This is a genomic window from Geomesophilobacter sediminis (genome assembly GCF_016458275.1).
GTDB classification, from domain to species: Bacteria; Desulfobacterota; Desulfuromonadia; order Geobacterales; family Geobacteraceae; genus Geomesophilobacter; species Geomesophilobacter sediminis.
The window spans coordinates 40,704-61,797 of record NZ_JAEMHM010000029.1 but is presented as its reverse complement, the minus strand read 5'-3'; the positions used below and the strand labels follow the sequence as shown (position 1 = coordinate 61,797).

Annotated in this window: 17 protein-coding genes; 10 read left to right on the top strand and 7 right to left on the bottom strand. The window is 61.2% G+C overall.

All coding sequences use genetic code 11. The features are described 5' to 3' along the window. Positions 1-201 precede the first annotated feature (201 nt). The 3 genes from JFN93_RS24070 to JFN93_RS24060 form a co-directional block, all read right to left on the bottom strand. Entirely contained in the window at positions 202-807 is a 606-nt protein-coding gene (locus JFN93_RS24070) for an OmpW/AlkL family protein (RefSeq protein ID WP_199386935.1), read from the bottom strand. A gap of 734 nt (positions 808-1,541) precedes the next feature. Next, entirely contained in the window at positions 1,542-2,051 is a 510-nt protein-coding gene (locus JFN93_RS24065) for a hypothetical protein (RefSeq protein WP_199386934.1), read from the bottom strand. Between the two features lie 116 nt (positions 2,052-2,167). After that, a complete protein-coding gene (locus JFN93_RS24060; RefSeq protein ID WP_199386933.1) occupies positions 2,168-2,332 on the bottom strand; it encodes a hypothetical protein in 165 nt (54 codons plus the stop codon). Between the two features lie 305 nt (positions 2,333-2,637). Between JFN93_RS24060 and JFN93_RS24055 the strand changes: the two genes are divergently transcribed. Then, positions 2,638-3,423, top strand: coding sequence for an FRG domain-containing protein (locus JFN93_RS24055; RefSeq protein ID WP_199386932.1), 786 nt, complete (start codon positions 2,638-2,640; stop codon positions 3,421-3,423). A gap of 166 nt (positions 3,424-3,589) precedes the next feature. Here JFN93_RS24055 and JFN93_RS24050 read toward each other — a convergent pair whose 3' ends face one another. Beyond that, complete coding sequence (locus JFN93_RS24050) at positions 3,590-4,324, bottom strand: acetate uptake transporter (protein ID WP_199386931.1); 735 nt, start codon at positions 4,322-4,324, stop codon at positions 3,590-3,592. Positions 4,325-4,525: 201 nt separating this feature from the next. Here JFN93_RS24050 and JFN93_RS24045 point away from each other — a divergent pair, with 201 nt between their 5' ends. Together JFN93_RS24045 and JFN93_RS24040 are read left to right on the top strand one after the other, a co-directional pair. Then, a complete protein-coding gene (locus tag JFN93_RS24045; protein WP_199386930.1) occupies positions 4,526-5,254 on the top strand; it encodes a class I SAM-dependent methyltransferase in 729 nt (242 codons plus the stop codon). Between the two features lie 926 nt (positions 5,255-6,180). Next, positions 6,181-8,628: a hybrid sensor histidine kinase/response regulator gene (locus JFN93_RS24040; RefSeq protein ID WP_199386929.1), complete on the top strand. Its 2,448-nt coding sequence runs from the start codon at positions 6,181-6,183 to the stop codon at positions 8,626-8,628. A 272-nt stretch (positions 8,629-8,900) separates the two neighbouring features. Here JFN93_RS24040 and JFN93_RS24035 read toward each other — a convergent pair whose 3' ends face one another. Then, positions 8,901-9,305 carry a DUF302 domain-containing protein gene (locus tag JFN93_RS24035; RefSeq protein ID WP_199386928.1) on the bottom strand — a complete coding sequence of 135 codons (405 nt, stop codon included), beginning with the start codon at positions 9,303-9,305 and terminating at the stop codon, positions 8,901-8,903. A 367-nt stretch (positions 9,306-9,672) separates the two neighbouring features. Between JFN93_RS24035 and JFN93_RS24030 the strand changes: the two genes are divergently transcribed. Then, positions 9,673-10,563, top strand: coding sequence for a hypothetical protein (locus tag JFN93_RS24030; protein WP_199386927.1), 891 nt, complete (start codon positions 9,673-9,675; stop codon positions 10,561-10,563). A 249-nt stretch (positions 10,564-10,812) separates the two neighbouring features. Here the strand turns inward: JFN93_RS24030 and JFN93_RS24025 are convergent, their stop codons facing one another. Continuing rightward, on the bottom strand, positions 10,813-10,995 hold the full coding sequence (locus JFN93_RS24025) for a hypothetical protein (protein WP_199386926.1): 183 nt from the start codon (positions 10,993-10,995) through the stop codon (positions 10,813-10,815). 410 nt (positions 10,996-11,405) lie between these two features. Here JFN93_RS24025 and JFN93_RS24020 point away from each other — a divergent pair, with 410 nt between their 5' ends. From JFN93_RS24020 to JFN93_RS23995, 6 genes are all read left to right on the top strand, one after another. Continuing rightward, complete coding sequence (locus JFN93_RS24020) at positions 11,406-11,630, top strand: tetratricopeptide repeat protein (RefSeq protein WP_199386925.1); 225 nt, start codon at positions 11,406-11,408, stop codon at positions 11,628-11,630. Positions 11,631-12,056: 426 nt separating this feature from the next. After that, entirely contained in the window at positions 12,057-13,337 is a 1,281-nt protein-coding gene (locus JFN93_RS24015; protein WP_199386924.1) for an O-acetylhomoserine aminocarboxypropyltransferase/cysteine synthase family protein, read from the top strand. A gap of 526 nt (positions 13,338-13,863) precedes the next feature. After that, the gene (locus tag JFN93_RS24010; RefSeq protein WP_199386923.1) at positions 13,864-15,264 is read left to right on the top strand and encodes a hypothetical protein; all 1,401 of its coding nucleotides are present in this window, start codon (positions 13,864-13,866) and stop codon (positions 15,262-15,264) included. A gap of 300 nt (positions 15,265-15,564) precedes the next feature. Then, positions 15,565-16,032 (top strand): EVE domain-containing protein, encoded by a 468-nt coding sequence (locus JFN93_RS24005; RefSeq protein ID WP_199386922.1) that lies wholly within the window; start codon positions 15,565-15,567, stop codon positions 16,030-16,032. 682 nt (positions 16,033-16,714) lie between these two features. Then, positions 16,715-17,062, top strand: coding sequence for an integration host factor subunit alpha (locus JFN93_RS24000; protein ID WP_199386921.1), 348 nt, complete (start codon positions 16,715-16,717; stop codon positions 17,060-17,062). A gap of 47 nt (positions 17,063-17,109) precedes the next feature. Then, positions 17,110-18,336 carry an EAL and HDOD domain-containing protein gene (locus JFN93_RS23995; RefSeq protein ID WP_199386920.1) on the top strand — a complete coding sequence of 409 codons (1,227 nt, stop codon included), beginning with the start codon at positions 17,110-17,112 and terminating at the stop codon, positions 18,334-18,336. Positions 18,337-18,644: 308 nt separating this feature from the next. Here the strand turns inward: JFN93_RS23995 and JFN93_RS23990 are convergent, their stop codons facing one another. Continuing rightward, entirely contained in the window at positions 18,645-21,074 is a 2,430-nt protein-coding gene (locus JFN93_RS23990) for a hybrid sensor histidine kinase/response regulator (protein ID WP_199386919.1), read from the bottom strand. Positions 21,075-21,094 lie beyond the last annotated feature (20 nt).

Below are 21,094 nucleotides of genomic sequence, written 5' to 3'. Positions count from 1 at the left end.
CTGGGTGGACTGGGTGGACTGGGTGGACTGGGTGGACTGGGTGGACTGGGTGGACTGGGTGGACTGGGTGGACTGGGCGACTGCGGGAATGCGGGGAATGCGACACTGTGGGGCTGGGCGGCGGGGACGGCTTCGGACAAAAAAACGGCGGGGGTTGCCCCCCGCCAAAGGAATGATGTTGCACTCGTTTTTGGTCGCAGCTTAGAAGCGGTAGCCAACACCCATCGCGAAGAGGCTCGGGTTGAGGTCCAGCTTGTACTTGGTGCCGTTGTCGATGCTCAACTTAGACTCGGCGTTGATGTACTTGTAGTCGAGGTTGAAGTAGAGGTGCTCGGCGATCTTGAAGTCAATACCGGCCTGGGCCGCCCAGCCAACGGTGTTATCGATATCTGCCTTCTTGCCCAGAACCGTGCTGGAGCTGAACGGGAAAGTGGCGTTGATACCGGCACCGATGTAGGGGCTGACGGTCGAGCCACCAAACGGATGATACTTTACGGTGATGGTCGGAGGGAGGAGCCAAGTAGAACCGATGATGCTGCCGTTGGAACGGATGTCGTGACGGGTTACGCCGGCAATTGCCTCGACAGAAACCTTCTTGGTGAAGAAGTACTCCAGGTCGAGTTCAGGGATGATGTCGTCGCCAATCTTGAGGTTCAAGCTGTTGAGCGCTCCGTCGATATCCTCGTTGGGCTTCACATAGATCGCACGGAAACGAACCCCAATGTTCTCATCCGCCGCGAAGGAAGTCCCCGCGAATACCGTTACGACCATCGCCATAACCACTGCCAACAATACCTTTTTTGCCATCGTCCTCTCCTTGTAGTTATATCGGCGCCGCGAATTCGGCCCCGTTAAATGTGCAAGGGACATACACGATCTAAAAGACTCTTTTTGTCTGCTTGACCGGGGGCGTTTTTACCGCAAAGTAACATTCGTGTCAATATTTTTTTGAAAGATCTTAAAAAAAAACCGGCAGACGGGGCATCGCTGGAGGGGGACCTCTCGGAGTTGAGGTCGAGGAAGGCATTACCGGAGGCCCTGGTGCAGAGGGGCTGGCGGGGACAAGGTCGGGTGCGATGCAGTCGATGCTGATGGCCCGCCAACGATAGTCGTTCACACCCCAGCTCCTTTCTGCCCTACGGGCAATTGCCGTCTCTAACTCGGATTGGCTCAACCGACAGCCTGGTTGACACAGGTAAACTTCACATGGGTGTTATCTATCTATTTACCACTAATTACCAATTATGACAGAGAGCGATAACTCTCACAGGCAACGAGTCCATAAATACGCAGGAATTTCCGACTGTATCTGGTAGGGGTATTTTTTGATAAGAGCCGAAGCAGTTCCGTTCCAATTAGTATACTTAAACCTTTCAAGAGCATGGTAGAAACATGGGGGATCTCATCAGAGTCAGTGACTGCATCCTCGATCCGGTCACGTATACAAACGATATCCAATGAGATAGAAAAGCCCCGATGGCAGGCGGAGGAAAATCCGCTACCAACGGGGCTTTTTTTACCCGCCAAAGAACCGCTGCCGGCTAGTCCTCCATCAGGCTCTTCTTTTCCTGGAGGTCGGCATCGGTTACTCCGGACAACTCGTTTTTCAGCTCCTTCAGGAGTTCGGCCTTGTTCGCCTTCCAGATGCTTCCGTCGGCGTAGCGGACCGCGTCGACCCAGAGATAGGCGGTGCCGTAGCGCTTGAAGAAGGCGGCGTGGGGTGCTTCGTTGATGAACTTCACCTTGTCCTTCTCCCCCACTTTGGAGTCTTCCAGGGTGTAACCGATGAAGCTGTCCAGCCGGTCGTTGTACCCGTTCAGCTCGATGAACCCGAAGCGCGCGGAGAGGACTTTCTTGTCGGAGACGTTTTGGTACTTGACGGTGTGAACCACTCGCGCCTTGTCGGCCTTGTTGCCGTACTCGGCTTCGTAGATCAGGACGCTGAGCGGCGCGCCGGATTGGGGGACGACGACGGCTTTTTCGGCCCAGGCGAGGCTCGCGGCGCCGACGAGGGTCAGGGTGAGGGCGATCGTGGTGAGGGTTTTCTTCATGTGCTCCTCCATTTGGGAATTGAAGGGAAGCGGCCTCCGGCAAGGGAGCCGTTCCGCAGTTACATGAAATATCGGCGACCGGGCCGAAAGCTTGAAGCGGAGTTGAGCCGCGGGCATCAGTCCCGGGTCCGGGTCCGGGTGACTCCGGTGAGGATTGCGATGCCAACCAGGATGACCGCAGTGATGAGGACGTAGACGGTGCTCACCCCGGCTACGACGAGGGCCCAGGCAACTCCGCCAATGACGAATGCAAAACCAACGAGGTAGATGATCAAGGACATGGCGCACCTCCGAAATGTGGGTTATGCGGAAAAACCAGACATTATTAGTCTTCTCCCATCACACCACATCTGGGTCCTTTTGCATAGGGGGTGGAAGGCCCGCAGCCTCCCCCCCGGCCGGCTTCCGTAGAATGCTCCGCCTTGCCGGTTGCCTCACTGCCGCGGGTTCTGCTATAAGATGGAGATCTTCGGGGGGCAGCGGTCCCCTCCCCGGATCGCGACAAAAGGTCGCTCCTACGCGGGTAGCCCCGGGGAACCCACCCTGTTTTCCTATTTTTCCGTTTTTTGAAGGGGATGGATCGTCTATGGAAACCGTAGTAATCCAAAGCTGGGAAGAGCTCCAGGAGGAGCTTTTTGCCTTTTCGTGGAATGAGGACCTGCGCCGGTTCCGGTCGCGGTTCGCTTTCCGGGGCCTGTCCGATGCCGATTACCGCCTCGAAACCACGCTGATCCGCCTCGGCGGCCCCTACGCGGAACTGGAACGGCACCTGCTGCGCAACTTCAAAAAATACGCGCACACCAAGGTCGTCGAACGGGACTCGCTGTGGCACTGGCTCTCGGTGGCCCAGCACTACGGCCTCCCGACCCGGGTCCTCGACTGGACCTACTCCCCCTTCATTGCGATGCATTTCGCTACCGCCAACATCGAGAAGTACGACAAGGACGCGGTCATCTGGGCGGTCAACTACGTCAAGGCGCACGAGCTGCTCCCGGACCGGCTCCGCAACCGGCTCATGCTGGAGGGGGCGAACGTTTTGACCGTGGAGCTGCTCTCCGAATCGATCAACTCTCTGGCCGAGCTGGACGCCCTTGCCGCGGACAAGGTGGCGATCTTCTTCGAGCCACCGTCCATCGACGACCGGATCGTGAACCAGTACGCCTTCTGCTCGGTCATGTCGGACCCCACCATGGTGCTGGACGACTGGCTCGCCAACCACACCGGGATCGCCAGAAAGATCATCATTCCGGCGGCCTTGAAATGGGAAATACGGGACAAGCTGGACCAGGGGAACGTGAATGAGCGAGTCCTCTTCCCGGGGCTGGACGGCCTGAGCCGGTGGCTCAAGAGGCATTACAGCCCGAGGCTGTGAGCGGGAAAAAGCGGTTGCACAGAGTTCTTGGATCAATTCATAAAAAAAGGCCCGGCAAATATCGCCGGGCCTTTTACTTTGGTGCCCACATCCCGCATCCGGGTGGTGGCACTGCCCAGAAGAGGGGACGGACAATAACTGCCGGCCCCCTCCCCTGCTCCCTCCATTACCGCTGGCCGTGGATTACGCCGGGCTCGCCGGTGCCGACCATGATTCCGGGCTCGGAAAGCACCCGCGGGGTGATGCCGACTTTGAGCACTTCGTGCCCGTACACCTCTTTGAGCACCTGCGCCGTCGAATCATAAAGTGCGCACAGCGCCGAGAGGATGAAGAGGTAACCACCGGCGACGCTGCACCACGCGGTCCCCGTCAAAAGCGAGATCGCGAAAAGCGTCGCCCCGGCCGATACCGACATCAACACGGCGGCGAGCGACCAGCGCTGCGCCATCGCCGCCAACGTGGTTACCCAGCTGATGGCGGCTACGGCGATGAACCAGAACCCCATCTCGGGGAACTGAAGCCCGGTCCGTTGCAGCCCCGGCTGGTACAGATACATCACGTGCAACAGCGCGAAGGAGAGGAAAAACGCCCCCCACGTTCCATGGATGGCGGTCGCCACCCCGTCCCTGGCCCGGAAGGCCCACATCGCGGCGAGCAGCTGCACGATACCGCCGAATACCCCGACGAAGGGAACGATGAAATAGGCAGACAACGGCGTTCCGTACCATCCCACCGCCCACGCGGCAAGAATGAACGTCGATGCGGCAAAGGCGAAAAGCCCGAGGATTGACGGTGCCGCGATCGGCTGCAGGAAAACTCGCGCGGACTCGTTTTGCACCACGGGACCGGTTTCGCCGACGATCCCTTCCCTACTGATGATGTCTTCTCTTTCGATCATCATGTACCTCCTTTCCGCGGGACCTTCCCGCGGATGGTAAATTCCCCTTTCCTTCCAGTATCTTAGCAAATTTCGTGATTTTTTATAATGATTTCAAGCAAATACAATATCCACGCGTTTTTCATACTCGCGATGGCGCCGCTCTGCTAACATGACGGGCCACGGACCGAAAGGTCCCTCCATCACAACGGGAAGGGGTACGGCATGGCAACAAGGTCACTGGAGGAAAAATCGACACTGGAACAGATCCGGGAACGTTTCGACGGGGACGTGGAGCGGTTCTCCAACCTGGACACCGGTCAGGCGGCGACCATCGACGCTCCGCTGGCCATGGAACTGATCACGAGGGCCGCCGTTGCCTCGAAGGCGACCATCCGGCGCATGCTCGACATCGGCTGCGGTGCGGGCAACAACACCTTGAAACTCCTGGAGTACGTCCCGGGCCTGGAGTGCGACCTGGTCGATTTGAGCCTGCCGATGCTGGAACGGGCGCAGGCACGGGTGGCCGCGGCCACGTCGGGGAGGGTGCGGACCTTCCAGGGGGACTTCCGCGCTCTTGAGCTTCCGGATGGAACGTACGACGTGATCCTCGCTGCGGCAGTTTTGCACCATCTGCGCGACGACCGGGACTGGGAAGCAGCCTTCGCGAAGATCTTCCGGATGACCGCCCCGGGGGGAAGCTTCTGGATCACGGACCTGGTGGCGCACGAAACGGCGGCGGTGCAGGAGATGATGTGGAGCCGCTACGGCAGCTACTTGAGCGGCATCGGCGGTGAGGAGTACCGGGACCGGGTCTTCGCCTATATCGATCAGGAGGACTCGCCCCGTCCGGTCACCTACCAACTGGACCTGCTGCGCAGGGTGGGGTTTGCCAAGGTGGAGCTTTTGCACAAAAATTCCTGCTTCGCCGCCTTCGGCGCGATCAAGGGGTGAAAGGGCTCCGCAAGCTCGCAACGCGGGGGTGGGGATAGATTGGTGAGGCGCTTTGAGAAAGGCTGTTGCACCGCGGTCACCGACTGCACCTGTTGCTGCTGCACCGAAACCGAAGGGGAGAATCCGGGCAGAGGGACGGCGGCACCGGCGCAGCCGGTGCACAGAAAAAGGACCAGGAGCTTGGGCAGGAGCTTCTTCATGAGCGATACCTCCGTCGACGTGCCGTGGTGAAGGCCAAGACCAGCGGCTACAAATGAAAAATTTCAAACATACTTAGCAACCCGACTCCGGCAACCGGACGCGCCGGTTTTTTCCACCCTGCCCCGCAACCGCACGGCACATCGAGGCTCCCAGCGCAGATTTATCCCTAAGCAGGAGCGCATCGTTCTTCGCCATTGACAGCCGCTCTAATAAAAGCTATCAACAAGTTCCCCGACCGACGGAGCCCGTGTTGGAGAGGTTATGGGAAAAGAACCTTCCAGTGCTTTGGAGGGGGACAGCTTCGGAGGGGGACAGGCACCTGGCGGGGCCAGTCCCCCGTTGGGGGGCCCATCGGTTGGTGGACATGGAGGGGGACAGGCACCTGGCGGAGCCAGTCCCCTGTTGGGGGACCCATCGGTTGGTGGACATGGAGGGGGACAGGCACCTGGCGGAGCCAGTCCCCTGTGGGTAGGCCCATCGGTTGGTGGACATGGAGGGGGACAGGCACCTGGCGGAGCCAGTCCCCTGTTGGGGGGCCCATCGGTTGGTGGACATGGAGGGGGACAGGCACCTGGCGGAGCCAGTCCCCTGTTGGGGGGCCCATCGGTTGGTGAACATGGAGGGGGACAGGCACCTGGCGGAGCCAGTCCCCTGTTGGTAAGGGGAACTGACGCCTTTCGGGTGACGGGCCCCTGGTACAAGGATCATGCAGCAGGAGAGGTTTCATGGATTCGGGTCACCTGATGGCGAGCAATTACATGGAGCACGGCTACTGTCTCAACTGGGAGCCGCCCCTGGTCTTTCTTCACGTCGGTTCGGACATCATCACCGGCATTTCCTACTACTCCATCCCCCTGGCCATGTTCTACTTCGCCTACCGGCGCCGGGATCTCCCCTTCTACAAGATCTTCCTGATGTTCGCGCTCTTCATCCTCTCCTGCGGCACCACCCATCTGCTCGCCGCCTATACCATCTTCCGCCCCGACTATTGGATCGAGGGGGTGGTCAAGGCCATCACCGCCGGCATCTCCGCCCTCACCGCCGTCATGTTCATCCCCCGCATCCCCGAGGCGATCGCGCTCCCCAACGTCATCGGGTCGGTGGATGAGATCAAAAAGCTCAACCGGGAACTCGCCGCAACCAATGCGCAACTACAGCGGGCGGTATTCTCCCTGGACCGGGTCTTCGACCCCATCTACTGGATTTCCGCCGAGGGGCGCATCACCCGCGTCAATCAGGCGGCCTGCAGCTTCCTTGGCTATTCCATGGAAGAGCTCGACGGGATGACGGTCGCCGAGCTCAACCCGCATTTCGGCGCGGACCAGTGGCCGGCCTTTTGGGAACAGCTGAAAGCGGAAGGGTCGATCCTGCGCGAGACCCAACACCGGACCAAAGAGGGACGGCTGGTGGACGTCGAGATATCGGCGAACTACATCGCGTACGACGGGGAGGAGTATACCTGCTCCGTCTCCCGCGACATCACATCCCGCAAGAAGTCGGAACGGGAGCACCTGGCCAACGAAAAGCGGATGGCCAGCCTGTACGGCATCACCCAATACCCGTTCCTCAACGAGGAGGGGTTCCTGGACCACGCCCTGGCCGAGGTGCTCAAGCTGACCGCGAGCAAGCTCGGCTACATCTATCTCTACGATGAGCAGAAACGCCAGTTCATCCTGAACAGCTGGTCCGGCGAGGTGATGCAGGAGTGCCGGATCCAGGATCCCCAGAAGGTCTACCACCTCGACGCCACGGGGATCTGGGGGGAGCCGGTCCGCCAGCGCCGGCCGATCCTGCTCAACAACTTCCAGGCGGATCACCCGCTCAAGAAGGGATACCCTTCCGGGCACATCGAGCTCAAGCGGTTTCTGACCCTTCCGGTCCTGGTGGGAGATGAGGTGGTCGCCGTGGTGGGGGTGGCGGACAAGGAGGACGAGTACACCGACAACGACGTCATCCAGCTCAAGCTGTTCATGGACGCGGTCTGGATGATCACCATGCGCAAACGGGCCGACGCCGAGCTGGTCGCCCTGGAAAAGCAGCTTTTGCACGCCCAGAAGCTGGAAAGCCTCGGGGTTCTGGCCGGCGGGATCGCCCACGATTTCAACAACATCCTCATGTCGATCATCGGCAATGCCGACCTCGCGCTGCGCAAGTTGGTCCCCGAGTCGCCGGTCGCCGACAACCTCTTCGAGATCAACCGCGCCGCCGGCCGCGCCGCCGACCTCGCCAAGCAGATGCTCGCCTACTCCGGGAAGGGAAGGTTCGTGGTCGAGCCGATCGACATCAACCGCCTGGTCGACGAGATGCTCCACATGCTGCAGGTCTCAATCTCCAAGACCGCGGTGCTCCGCTTCAATCCCGGGGCGCGCCTCCCCTCCGTGGAAGCGGACGCCACCCAGATCCGGCAGGTCATCATGAACCTCGTGATCAACGCCTCCGAGGCGATCGGCGAAAAGAGCGGCGTGATCGCGGTCAACACCGGATGGATGGAGTGCGACCGCAGCTACCTGAAGACGGTCTGGATGGAAGAGCACATCCCGGAAGGAACCTACGTCTATATCGAGGTCTCCGATACCGGATGTGGCATGGACAGCGAGACGACAGCCAGGGTCTTCGATCCCTTCTTCACCACCAAATTCACCGGGCGCGGGCTGGGGATGGCGGCGGTGCAGGGCATCGTCCGGGGGCATAAGGGGGCGATCCGGGTCTACAGCGAGCCCAACAAGGGGTCGACCTTCAAGGTGCTCTTTCCGGCCTGTGCGCAGCCCGTAGCCGAGCAGCAGCACGTGGAGAAGGACGAGTCGTGGCAGGGAAGCGGGACGGTGCTTCTGGTCGACGACGAGGAGACGGTGCAGGCGACCGGCGGGAAGATGCTCCGGGAACTGGGTTTCCAGGTGGTGGCGGCGTCAAACGGCTGCGAGGCGCTGGAGTGCTACCGGAACACCTCGGGCATCGCCTTTGTCCTGCTCGACCTGACCATGCCGCACCTCGACGGAGAGGGGTGCTTCCGGGAACTGAAGCTGATCGATCCGAAGGTGAAGGTGATCATGTCCAGCGGCTACAACGAGCAGGACGTCACCCAGCGCTTCGTGGGCAAGGGGTTGGCCGGCTTCATCCAGAAGCCGTACACGTTGGCGGACTTACAGAAGGTGATCCGGGGGGTCGGGCTGTAGACCGCGGTTTTTAAGAGACGCCCCGCAGGCGCGGCGGGCCTTAATGAGGGACGAGGGGGACATTACCACGAAGGGGACAGACGCCTTGGGGTGACGGTCCCCTTTTTCATTGGCCACGAAGGTTGAGGGGGACAGGCACCTGGCGGTGCCAGTCCCCTTTTTTTACGTTCTTTTGTTTATGGCTCGAGGACGGCCAGCATCTAGTTTCATCTGGAAGGTAGAGGGGGACAGGCACCTGGCGGTGCCAGTCCCCTTTTTTTATGTTCTTTGGTTTATGGCTCGAGGGCGGCCAGCATCTGTTTCATCTGGTCAGCAACCTCGGCGGCGAGCCCGGCGATCTCGGCATTGCCGGTCTGGGCCAGGGCGGCGATGGGGTCCTTCACGACCACCGCGGTCCTGCCGTCGTCGGTGGTATAGACCAGCACGTTGCAGGGAAGCAGGGCGCCGATGTTGATCTCCCGTTCCAACGCCTGATACGCGAATCCCGGATTGCAGGCCCCCAGGATCACGTAGTTGCGGAAATCCTTCTGCAGCTTTTCCGCGAACTTCTGCCTCACGTCGATCTCGGTGAGAATCCCGAAGCCGAGCTTTCCCAGCTCCTCCCTTACCCTTTTTTGCGCCTCTTCAAAAGGCAGGTCGATGGTCTTGCCAAAAGCGTACGGGGTGTTGAGTTGCATCTGCGCCTCCTCCTTTGCACCGCATCGGTGGATGCAGTCGTGGTTGATATCCTGGACAGGCGATACTTGGGAGCTGTTACCTGCTCTGTGGTGAATCACTGTACCAGAACATCGCCACAATGAAACGACACCCGACACTATCACATCCACACATCCCTTTGTTGCGTGCCAGCCCGCGCCGAGCCGTGCCTGACTGAGGCCGCCACCCGGGCCTGATTTACCTCTTCCCCGTGTCTTTTCAATTGATTAGTCCGCACCGTTCTTGTATAAGAAATTGTTTAATATCGAGCATTGCCAGTTCCGGGCACCGCCGGAACACAAGGTAGCCGGATCGGGAGTAGCCCGGATTGAATCAAAGGGAGGATTCATGCTGAAAAAGTTGCTGCTGGTTCTGACGGGACTTCTCTTGCTGGGCGGGTGTGGGTCGACGGCGACCCAGGATGGTCTCCCCGCCTCCTACATTGGCAGCACCTCGCCGGCGATGATCACCATGTCCAATGCCAAAAGACTGGCCGACGGGGCCATGAACGGCGTGCAAATGGGCTCTCCGGTGGATGTGGTTGCCAAACCGGCGGCGACCGGCAACGACAAGACGATCTCGCTGCTGCAAAGAATTGCCGTAATTGCCCAAGAGGCCGGGGCGGCTACGGCCGAAGTTACGGAACCGGCAAAACGCCTGGCGAGCACGGCAACCACCTACGGCTACAGCGGCGATTACACGATAAGCGGCACCCCGGGCTCCTCCTCGGCCACGATAACCTACCACCACTACCAGCAGACCAGCACCGCTCCCACGCTGGACGGGACGTTCTCTTTTTCCGGCGTTTCCGGCCCGGGCGGCACGACCTTTTCCCTGAGCATGAGCACCTCCAGCGCGACCTATACCGACTCGTCCAACAGCTATACCATCTCGGGAACCTTCGCGATGAACTCCGACGGCTCCACCACGACCCTTACCGCAAACCTCGCGATCACCGATAACATCGCCCTGCGGACGACGGTTGCCAAAGACTACACCCTGCAATTCACCGGGACCTCGCTGAGCTTCACCGGTACCTATTACGACCCCATCTACGGCTACGTCACCATCGCCACGGCCACCCCGCTGACTGCGGCGAGCATCTCGGCCGATCCCACCGCCGGTCGCATCCTGCTGAGCGGCGCATTCGGCACCAAGGCCCGCCTGACCTTCAATGCGACCGGCTACGGTCTCGAAGCCGACACCGCTGGCAACGGCGCTTTCGTCACCGTCCCGTAGCCTGCCGAGGCCGCCCCGGGAGGACAACGCGGCGGCGCGGCGGGTGCGTCCCCTGCCCGGCTGGGGAGCGGGATTCCCGCGGAGAAGGTAAGCTTTTCCGACAGCTTGCCGGAGCAGACGGCAGCTTTTCCGACACCGATTTCTGCCCCAAAAAAGAAAAGGTCACCTCTTTTGAGGCGACCTTTTCCATTATTGGGTGATCGAGTCACTTCTTCCGCAACCAACCGCGGAGGAGCAAGAGTTCGGATCTCACTTCCTCCCGACCATGCCGTTTTCGCCCCACATCCGGTCCGCGGCGATGCGCAGGGCGTTGTTCCACTCCCAGGCCAGGCGCGCCACCGGGTCATCGGGGGGCGTCAGTACGTCCTGCTCCGGCACACTCTCGCGGGGGGCTGAATAACGCAGGGTTCTCCTTCTATCATAAGTTCTCATGGCCACCTCCCCACCTGCCGTACCGTCGCCGGGCACACAGGTTTTACCTCCAGATGCTGCTTCCTATTGGTCTTCCGGTAGTCGTTTGACCCATCTGACTTGGTAGAAGCATACGCCGTGCCAGGATGCGGATGCCTCGCCGTTGCTGCAAAATCGGCCGATGGGGTCGGGAAAGCGCTGCGAAATTTTGCAGCGGTGGCGGAAAAAGAGGCGAATTGGCGGAGGGTGCCGCCGGCTTGGGGCGGGGCGAGCCGGTTCCCGCGCAAATCGTGTGGGTTTTTTATTGCGTTGGATAACAATCCGTACGACAATAGGCGCCCCCGAGGCGCCGGCCCGGGTCACGGCAGGAAGGGGACGGGCGCCGCGCCGGGGACCGCAGAGCAGGTCACGGGCGGTAATCAGGAGGGTTCATGAAGAGATTGGCAATGCTGGGGGTCTTGGTACTGGTGGTGGCCACCGCCGGGTGCAGCGGCAACAAAAGCCAGGAACTTTTGGAAACGGCCCGCTTCGAGGAAAAGCAGAACAACCGCGATCACGCGCGGCAGCTGTATCAGGAAATCGTCGCCAAGTACCCGGACAGCCCGGGGGCCAAGGAGGCCCGGGAACGCCTGGCTGCCCTCGGGGCGAAACCGTAGGCGGCGGTCTTTGCCCTTTAGATAGTGAGGCAGGGATAAAAAAAGACCCCGAACCAGGAGGGTGCATTCGGGGCCAAAAAAACCGGTACGTTTTTTTCTTTTTTATCTTTGATCCGCTGCGGGACTACCGACGCTGTTCCGCCTTCTTGAGTGCCCACATCTGGACACAAAAAGCGGTTACCGACATCAAGGCGATGGTTACTACGGCAGTTACCACGATTGCGTCCATGACACGCCCTCCTTCTCCATTTCAGCCCCACGAGGGTGCTGTATTTTTGAGTGCCGTGAGATCGGTATAAGCGGAAAACGTGCCAACGCTAAGCTACCGGCATCACTACGTTTTACATTTGACAAAAAGCAACCGCTGTTCAGGTTGCACTCATTTGCTGTATCAAAGCTGAACGCCATCACCCGGAAGGAGAGACTATGAACAAGGACTGGAAAATCGATACCGTAGCGGTACAGGGGGGCTGGGAGCCGAAATCCGGCGAGCCGCGTATCCTCCCCATCATTCAGAGCACCACCTTCAAGTACGACAGCGCCGAGCACGTCACCAAGCTTTTCGACCTGGAGGCGGCCGGCTTTTTCTACACCCGGCTGGCCAATCCGACCACCGACGGTTTCGAGCGCAAGATCGCCCAGATGGAGGGTGGCGTCGGCGCGATGGCGACCTCGTCGGGCCAGGCGGCCACGACCCTCGCCATCATGAACATCTGCCAGGCGGGGCAGCACATCGTCACCGCCAGCACTCTCTACGGCGGGACCTACAACCTCTTCGCGGTCACCCTCCCCAAGATGGGGATCGAGGTCACCTTCGTCGATCCGGAACTCCCGGCCGAGGAGATCAAGAAGGCCTTCCGCCCCAACACCCGCTGCATCTTCGCCGAGACCATCGGCAACCCCGGCCTGAATGTGCTCGACTTCGCCAAATTCTCCGCCATCGCCAACGAGATGCAGACGCCGCTGATCGTGGACAACACCTTCGGCACCCCGTACCTGTGCCGCCCCTTCGAGCACGGCGCCCACATCGTCATCCACTCGGCGACCAAGTACATCGACGGGCACGCCACCAGCGTCGGCGGCGTCATTGTCGACGGGGGGACCTTCGACTGGAACTGCGGCCGCTTCCCGGAAATGACCGAACCGGACGTCAGCTACCACGGGCTGGAGTACGTGAAGACCTTCGGGCCGCTCGCCTACATCATCAAGGCGCGGGTCCAGCTGATGCGCGACCTGGGCACCCCTCCGGGCCCCTTCAACTCGTTCCTTTTCAACCTGGGTCTGGAAACCCTCCACCTCCGCATGCAGCGCCACAGCGACAACGCGCTCGCGGTGGCGAAATATTTGGAAACCCACCCGCTGGTCAGCTGGGTCTGCTACCCCGGGCTGGAAAGCCACCCGACCCACGACCGGGCGCTCAAGTACCTCCCCAAGGGGTGCAGCGGCGTGCTCACCTTCGGCATCAAGGGGGGCGCCGAGGCGGGGCGCAAGTTCATGGAAGCGACCCGGCTGATCGCGCTGGTGGTCCACGTCGGCGACGCCCGCAGCTGTGTCCTCCACCCGGCCAGCACCACGCATAGGCAGCTCTCCGAGGAGCAGCAGGTATCGAGCGGGGTGAAGCCGGACCTGATCCGGCTCTCCATCGGCATCGAGGATGCCGGGGACATCATCGCCGATATCGACCAGGCGCTGCACGCAAGCCAGTAGCGATCGTTCGACGTTCGACGTTCGACAGGCGGCGTTCGACAGTCGGCGCATCTCCTGATGAACGTAGAGGAGACGTCTCGTGCGTCGGATTGTCATAATAAAAAGCCCTCCGGAAACGGAGGGCTTTTTCTCTTTCCGGCACACGGTTTTGATCAGTGCCGCACTGTTTCAGGGCCAGCTTCGAACTATCGCGCCAGAAATGGCGCTCCCACAGGGTTTGCACCGGCGTGCCAAGTAGCACCTTTTGCGGAGGATGAACTCCCCTTTGTTATGAGACGGCAGCTCTATGAGGAGCGCGCTTTTTCTGGTATCAGTGCAACCATAACGCAATCTAGGAACGGGCAAGCATTCATAGTTGCTAATACAGAAGGTTCCATCTAAACTCACTTCCCGACAGTAACTACCCGGTGATGTTGGTGGAATTCTTCCTGGCGAGCGGTGAATGATCAAAATGAGGTGGGTAATACCTGGTCCGACAAAGGTAAAGGGTCTGCTCCTGGCGGTAACTCTCGGTGCAATTTTGGCCGTGCCGCGACTGGGACTTGACTCCGCCCTCGGCGAGGAAATCGCCCCGTCCGCTCCGGCCCCGGCTTCTCCGCCGACGGCGGGGCAGCCGGTCGAACCCCCGGCAGCAAAATCCAAGAAAGTCACCCCGAAGAAAAAGAAAAAACAGCCCCCAAAGCGCTCAAAACGGCCGCGCCAGGCGGACCGTAACACAAGCGCGGCACCGCCAACGCAACCGGCGCCGCCAACGCAACCGTCGCCCACGGGGCCACGGGACCAGCTCGCGGCGCCGGCCGAGGCTCCGCTCCCCGCGCCCGATCCCTGCGCCCCGGACCGATCCGGTGCGCCTGCCGGGGCCAACTGTCCGCCCCAGGCAGCGCCGATATTCACGGGGCCGGTTGTCCCCCGTTGGGAAAAGCCGCTCACCCCGCCCCGGCCCAGCCTCCTTCCGCCGGAAGCGTACCAGCCCGGCCCCACCTTCCTGGACCAGCTGGCGGACAAGATCCGCGCCCTGGGCCACACCGCCGAGGCCGCGCACGACAGCGTGGAGCGGGGCATCCTGCAGCAGACGGTTCATCTGGATAACTTTTTCGGCAATCCCAACATGGAAAAGCCGCCGGGAACCTCGTACCACCTCATCTGGCGCAACTCGCTGCGCTGGCAACAGGGGGGGAGATTCGATCCCGGCGCTACGGTCCGCGCGGACATCGACCTCACCCGGATCAACGACCGACTGAACCTGATCATCTCCGGCGAAAACGAGCCGGATCCCATAGCGCCCCGGCTCCCCCAGGACCCCGGCAATCCGGGCTTCGACCGTACTTTCCAGTCCGCCCGGGTCGTCAACACCGAGCTGCGCTACCAGCTGCGCCGGACCCCGACCACCTATGCCTTCCTCGGTGCCGGCATAGAGCTCGCCATCCCGATCCAGCTCTTCACCCGGGCCCGCTACCAGTACACCTACCGGATCGGCGAGCTGTCACTGGCACGCATGTCCGAAACGCTCTTCGTCAAGACCAAGGCGGGGCTCGGGGAGACGACAGAAGTGATCCTGGAACGCTCCCTCGATCCGAAGACCCTGCTCCGGTGGTCGAACACGGGCACGGTATCCCAGGAGATCGGCGCAATGGAGTGGGGTTCCGAACTGGCCCTGCTCCACGAGCTCAGCTCGCGCAGCGCGATCACCGTTGCCGGCGGCATGTTCGGCATGACCTCCGTCAACGACTGGATCACCAACTACGTGATCTACGTCCGCTACCGGCGCAACATCTGGAGGCCCTGGCTTTTTTACGAGGTGGAACCGCAGGTCTCCTGGCCGCGCCAGGCCGACGGTGTCTTCCCCATCGTCTATGCCATCACCGGACGGCTGGAGATCCAGTTCCAGGGGAAGGAGACTCCGGGAATAAAGAAGATTTTCCGCTGACCGTGTTTCCCCGCTCCGTTGTATAATAAGGATCATCGAAGCAGACAAAGCAAGGAGAACAGTCAATGAACGCCATCACTTGTCCTAAGTGCAAAGGGAGCGGAAAGATCCTCACCGCCTCGCGGCAAACCGGGTATGACCAAGTCGAGGTCCCGTGCAGTTTCTGCAAGGGGTCCGGGAAAACCACCCCTAAAGGATAAACATCATCAATCCCGCGGCTGAAGCTGCGGGCGTCGCTACAGCGCTGCCTCCCCCGCCTTGGGACCGGGGGGGGCAGTGCTGTTTTGGGAGGGAGTAAGTATGGCGTACTGGCTTTTCAAGACCGAGCCGTCGGCCTTTTCATTGGAGGACCTCAAGAGCCGCCCGAACCAGACCGAACACTGGGACGGCGTGCGCAACTACCAGGCGCGCAACTTCCTGCGTGATGCGGTCGCCCTGGGGGACCTCGTTTTCATCTACCACAGCAACATCGCGCAACCCGCGGTGGTGGGAATCGCGGAGGTGGTCCGGGCCGGATATCCGGATCATACCGCCCTGAACCCGCAGGGAGATCACTTCGACCCGAAAGCCACCCCGCAAAACCCGATCTGGTACATGGTCGACGTGCGCTACCGGCAGGCCCTCGCCACCCCGGTCACCCTGGAACAGATCAAGCAGATCCCCCAGTTGAGCGACATGCCGCTGGTCAAGCGCAGCCGGCTGTCGATCCAGCCGGTCACGCCGCAGCAATGGGAGACGATCCTCCGACTGGGGAGCCCGGTGCCGTAGGGCCGCCGCTTCCAAAGCCCACAACAGAAACGGCAGCACGGCGCCCGATCGGGGGAAGCTGTGCTGCCGTTTTTTATAGTAACAATCAATAGTTCAGATATGGTAACGCCAGACTCAATAGGATTTAATCATTTAAACACAGTAGTTCTGCGCTTTTTTTCCGATAAATATAAGCAACAAGAAGCATGCCATAATTTTTCTTTTCAATACCTACAATTTCGGCCAGTTATAACGTTGGAAGCCGGCCTTTTCTATAAGTGCGGGTGTCCATTTTGTTACAGTCCGCCTCCTGCGCCAGGACCGTTCCAGCGTAATTACGGGCAGTTACCGGAGCGCTGTAATATTTTGGACTGTCCATTTTTTTACAGTTTTATGAGACCGATCCAATCGCCGAGCCGCCTGGGAACCCGTTTTCGACGCTGCGGCACCGTCATTTTTTTTTCCGACACCGTGAAGTCCGGCCGCACCAAATCCTCAGACGCCGCCCTGGCCTGACGATAACACATTGACTTTGCGGTTTTTTTCGCGTAAACAGGAGCAACCTCCGCAGCGGCGGCGCGTTTCTCCCCCAGCCTAAATCGATCTCTGTCATCGGCGCTATCCGTTCCGGTTCTTGGCACAGAACTTGGACTTTGTCTCCTGATCCCCCCGGGGTAACCATGCACGTCAGGAGACAGCACCAATGACGAAGATCGAGATCGCGCAGCGGATAGCGGAGCAAAGCGGACTGAACCGCAAAGAATCGCTGGAAATGGTGGAAGAGGTACTGGGGATCTTAAAAGACACCCTGGAATCGGGTGAGGAAGTAAAGATCTCCGGCTTCGGCAGTTTCGAACTCAAAGACAAGAGAGACCGCACCGGAAGGAACCCGCAGACCGGCGAGCTGATGAGCATCAAAGCCCGGCGCGTGCTTACCTTCCGCCCAAGCAAACTGCTGCGCAAGGCGCTCAACGCCGAAGAACCGACCCCGCCACGTGCCCACCGGGAACACCGGGCGCACGAGCCGGCGACGGCGTTCGCCAGCACCTGACGCAGTAATGCCCCCGCCAGCGCGGGACGTCAGGACAGGACCCCGGAATGGACGACAGCTCCAGCTACCTGATCGGTCGGCAACCGATCTTGAACCGCAGTGAGGAGATCGTGGCCTACGAACTCCTCTTCCGTTCCCCCGGGGCTACGCAGGCGCTCGTCCAGGACGCGGTTCAGGCGACCGCCAACGTCATCGTCAATACCCTCACCGGGTTCGGCATCGAGGATATCCTCGGCGGGCACAAGGGTTTCATCAACCTCGACTTCGAGTTGTTGATGAACGACTCCCTGCAGATCCTCCCCAAAGAACAGATGGTGCTGGAGATCCTCGAGACGGTCCGGGTCACTCCGGAACTGGTTGAGCAGTGCCGGCATCTGAAGGAAAAGGGCTTCGTCCTCGCCCTGGACGACCACGTCTACAACCCCGACTTCCACGAGATCTACCAGCTCGCCGACATCGTGAAACTGGACCTGGTGCAGACCCCGATGCTCGAGCTGGCCCCGATGGTGGAGCAGTTTCGCCGCTACCCGATGAAGCTTCTGGCGGAAAAGGTGGAAAGCCAGGAAAATTACCGCTCCTGCCTGGAGCTCGGCTTCGAACTCTTCCAGGGGTACTATTTCGCCAAGCCGGCGATCCTGGAGAAGAAGCGGCTGGACGATGCGGGAACGACGCTCCTCAAGCTGATGCGACAACTCTCCGAGGATGCCGAGATCGCGGAGATCGAGCGGACCATCCGGGAGAGCGCCGGGCTTACCTACAAGCTGCTCCTTTTGGTGAATTCGGTCGGCATCGGGTCGCGGATGCGCATCGAGAGCCTGCGGCACGCGATCACCATGATCGGCCGCCAGCAGATCAAGCGGTGGGTGCAGCTCGCCCTTTTTGCCGGCAACGACGCCCGGGGCATCGAGAATCCCGTGGTGGACATGGCCGCGGTCCGGGCAAGCCTCATGGAGAGCCTGGCCCCACGCTACCTGGCCCTCCAGGGACTGGAGGACTCACCGGACAAGGCGTTCATGACCGGGATCCTCTCCATGCTGGACCGGATCTACGACATCCCGATCGACGAGATGGTGGAGAAGCTGCACCTCTCCGATGACGTCCGCGACGCGCTGGTCTGCCGCTCCGGCGGGTTCGGGAGGCTTTTGCATCTGGCGGAACTATTGGAACAGGAACAGTTCGACCACATCCGCTGCCACCTGGACGAGATGGGCATCACCCTCAACGACGTCCTCAACTCGCAGGTGAAGGCGTTTACCTGGCGGGCCGGGATGTAAAAGGGCGCGGAACTTCCACCGATCAGCAACCCCAGGCAAGCAAAATACAAAGGGACGGCACCCCGCGGTGACCGTCCCTTTTGTTTTTGGAATCCTGCCCGGAACTTCGTCTGGCCTCGGTCCCAAGGTCCACCTCCCTGCCTCGTTCCCAAGGTCCACCTTGGGAACGGAACATTCCGCAAAGGAGCGGCTTGGCAAGGCAGGGTGGCGAAGCTGGAGCTTCGCGAAGATCGGACGCTCCCAAGCTGGAGCTTGGGAGCGAGGCAACACGTAAACGCAAAGATCCTCCCGCTCCACTCCCGGTCCGACTACCCTGCCGGCTCTTCCGGTCCGCGGTCGAGGACTTCGCGCACCTTCAAAAGCAGGGCCTGGGGAGAAATCGGCTTCATCAGGAGGTCGAAGCTCCCCTCCGGCATCCCTCCCCCCTTCTGCACCAGGTCCTTCGGATAGCCGCTGATGAACACCGCGGGGACGCGCCCGCCCAGCTGCTGGATCTCCCGGAGTGCCTCTTTGCCCCCCATGTGCGGCATGACCAGGTCCAGGACGAGGAGCGCGATCTTATCCCCCTGTTCCCGGAAGATCCGCACCGCCTCGACCCCATCCACCGCCTCGATCACCGAATAGCCGAAGTCGGTCAATACCTGGCGGGCAAGGTGGCGGATTTCCGCGTTGTCTTCGGCGAGCAGCACGGTCTCGGTCCCGGCGCGCGGCCGCGGCGGCTGGACCGGAACCCGGCCGTCCCACTGGGGTTCGGGGAGAATCGGGAGGTAGATCCGGAAGGTGGTCCCCTGCCCCGGCTCGCTGTTGACCGTGATGAACCCGCTGTGCTGCTGGATGATGCCGTAGACGATGGAAAGGCCCAGGCCGGTCCCCTTCCCGGTCTCCTTGGTGGTGAAGAAGGGTTCGAAGATCCGCTCCGCCACCCCCTGCTCCATCCCGGTGCCGGTGTCGGTTACCGAGATGAGGGCGTAGCGGCCGGCCCCTTCCGCACCGCGCAGCGCGAGCTGCTCCGCGTCGAGTGCCACCGCCTCGGTGGCAATGCTGAGGGTACCCCCCTGCGGCATGGCGTCGCGGGCGTTGGTGGCAAGGTTGATGAGCACCTGCTCGATCTGGCCGCTGTCCGCGTTCACCCGGAGCGGCTCCTCACCGAACTCGGTACGGACCGCGATGTCCTCGCCGATGATCCGGGTGAGGAGCTTCTCCACCTTGCGGACCACGTCGTTGAAATTGAGCGGGCGGGGATCGATCGGCTCCCGCCGGCTGAAGGCGAGCAGGCTGCGGGTAAGCCCGGCGGCGCGCTCGGCGGCGGCTAAAAGCTTGTCCATGTTGGCGCGCAGCGGGTCGTCCTCGGCCATCTTCATCTGCATGATGTTGGCGTAGCCGAAGATGACCATCAGCATGTTGTTGAAGTCATGGGCCACCCCCCCGGCCAGCTGCCCGATCGCCTCCATCTTCTGGGCCTGGCGCAGCTGCTCCTCGAGCGTCTTTTTCTCGGTGATGTCCTCCTTGATGGCGATGAAATGGGTGATCACCCCCTCCCGGTTTTTCACCGGCGCGATGGTCACGTGCTCCCAGTAGAGCTGGCCGTTTTTCTTCTTGTTGTAGAGCTCGCCATGCCAGACGTTCCCCGAGGTGATGGTCAGCCACAGGTTACGGTATTCCTCGGGGGAGGTCTTCCCCGACTTGACCAGGCGCGGGTTTTGCCCGAGCGCCTCATCCGCCAGGTACCCGGTAACCTCGGTGAATTTCGGATTGACGAACTCGATGCATCCCCCCACGTCGGTGATCATGATCGAGACCGGGCTCTGGTGGATCGCCGAGGAGAGCTTGAAGAGCTCCTCCTCGGCCCGTTTCCCCTCGGTGATGTCCTCGGAGATCCGCAAAAGGTAGCGCGGCTCCCCCCCCTCGTCGGCGATCGGTATCTTCTTGGTCCGGACCGTCCGTTCCCCCTTGAGCCGGGTCGGGAGGACCTCCTCCGGGATTTCCACGATCCCCGCACCGGCGATCGCTTCCCCGCTCCTTCTGGTGAAAAGTTCGGCAAGCCGCTGGGGGAAGACCTCCTGGGGGCGCCTCCCGAGCAGCTCTTCCCGCGGGTAGCCCAAAAGCTCCTCCCCGGCCCGGTTCACCTTGAGGAGGGTATCGTCGGCGGCGTTCTCGACGATGGTCAGGTCCGGGATGTTCTCGAACACGGTCGCCAACAGCTGCTCGCTTTTGCGCAGCGCCTCCTCGGCCTCCCGGCGGCGCTGCAGGCTCTCTTCCAGCTCCTGGACCTTCTCCTCCAGCTTGGCCGCCACGATGCTGCTGTACCGTTTCAGGTACTCGCTCTCCTCGTCGAGCGGCTCGGCGGGAGGGGGCTTTTCCCCCTGGGACATGGATTGCATCACCGTGGAGAGCTCGTCCCAGAACTCCTCGGGCTCCTTCGGCTTGGTGATGAAGGTTTCCGCCCCCAGGCGCAGGGCGAGTTCCTCGTCCCGGGAGCCGGTATAGACCGAGGAATAGAAGACGAAGGGGATCTCCCTGGTAAGCTGGTCCGTCTTCACCTTGCGGAGAAACTCGAACCCGTCCATACGCGGCATCAGGGCGTCGGAGACGATCAGGTCGGGGCGGTGCTGCCGCGCCATCTTGTACCCCTCGAGGCCGTCGCACGCCTCCAGGACCCCCTCGCAGTGATGCTGCTCCAGGTAGTAGCGCAGGACCCGGCGGTCGTTGGCGTTGTCGTCCACTACCAGTATCTTCATGCCCTTCACCTCCGAAAAGG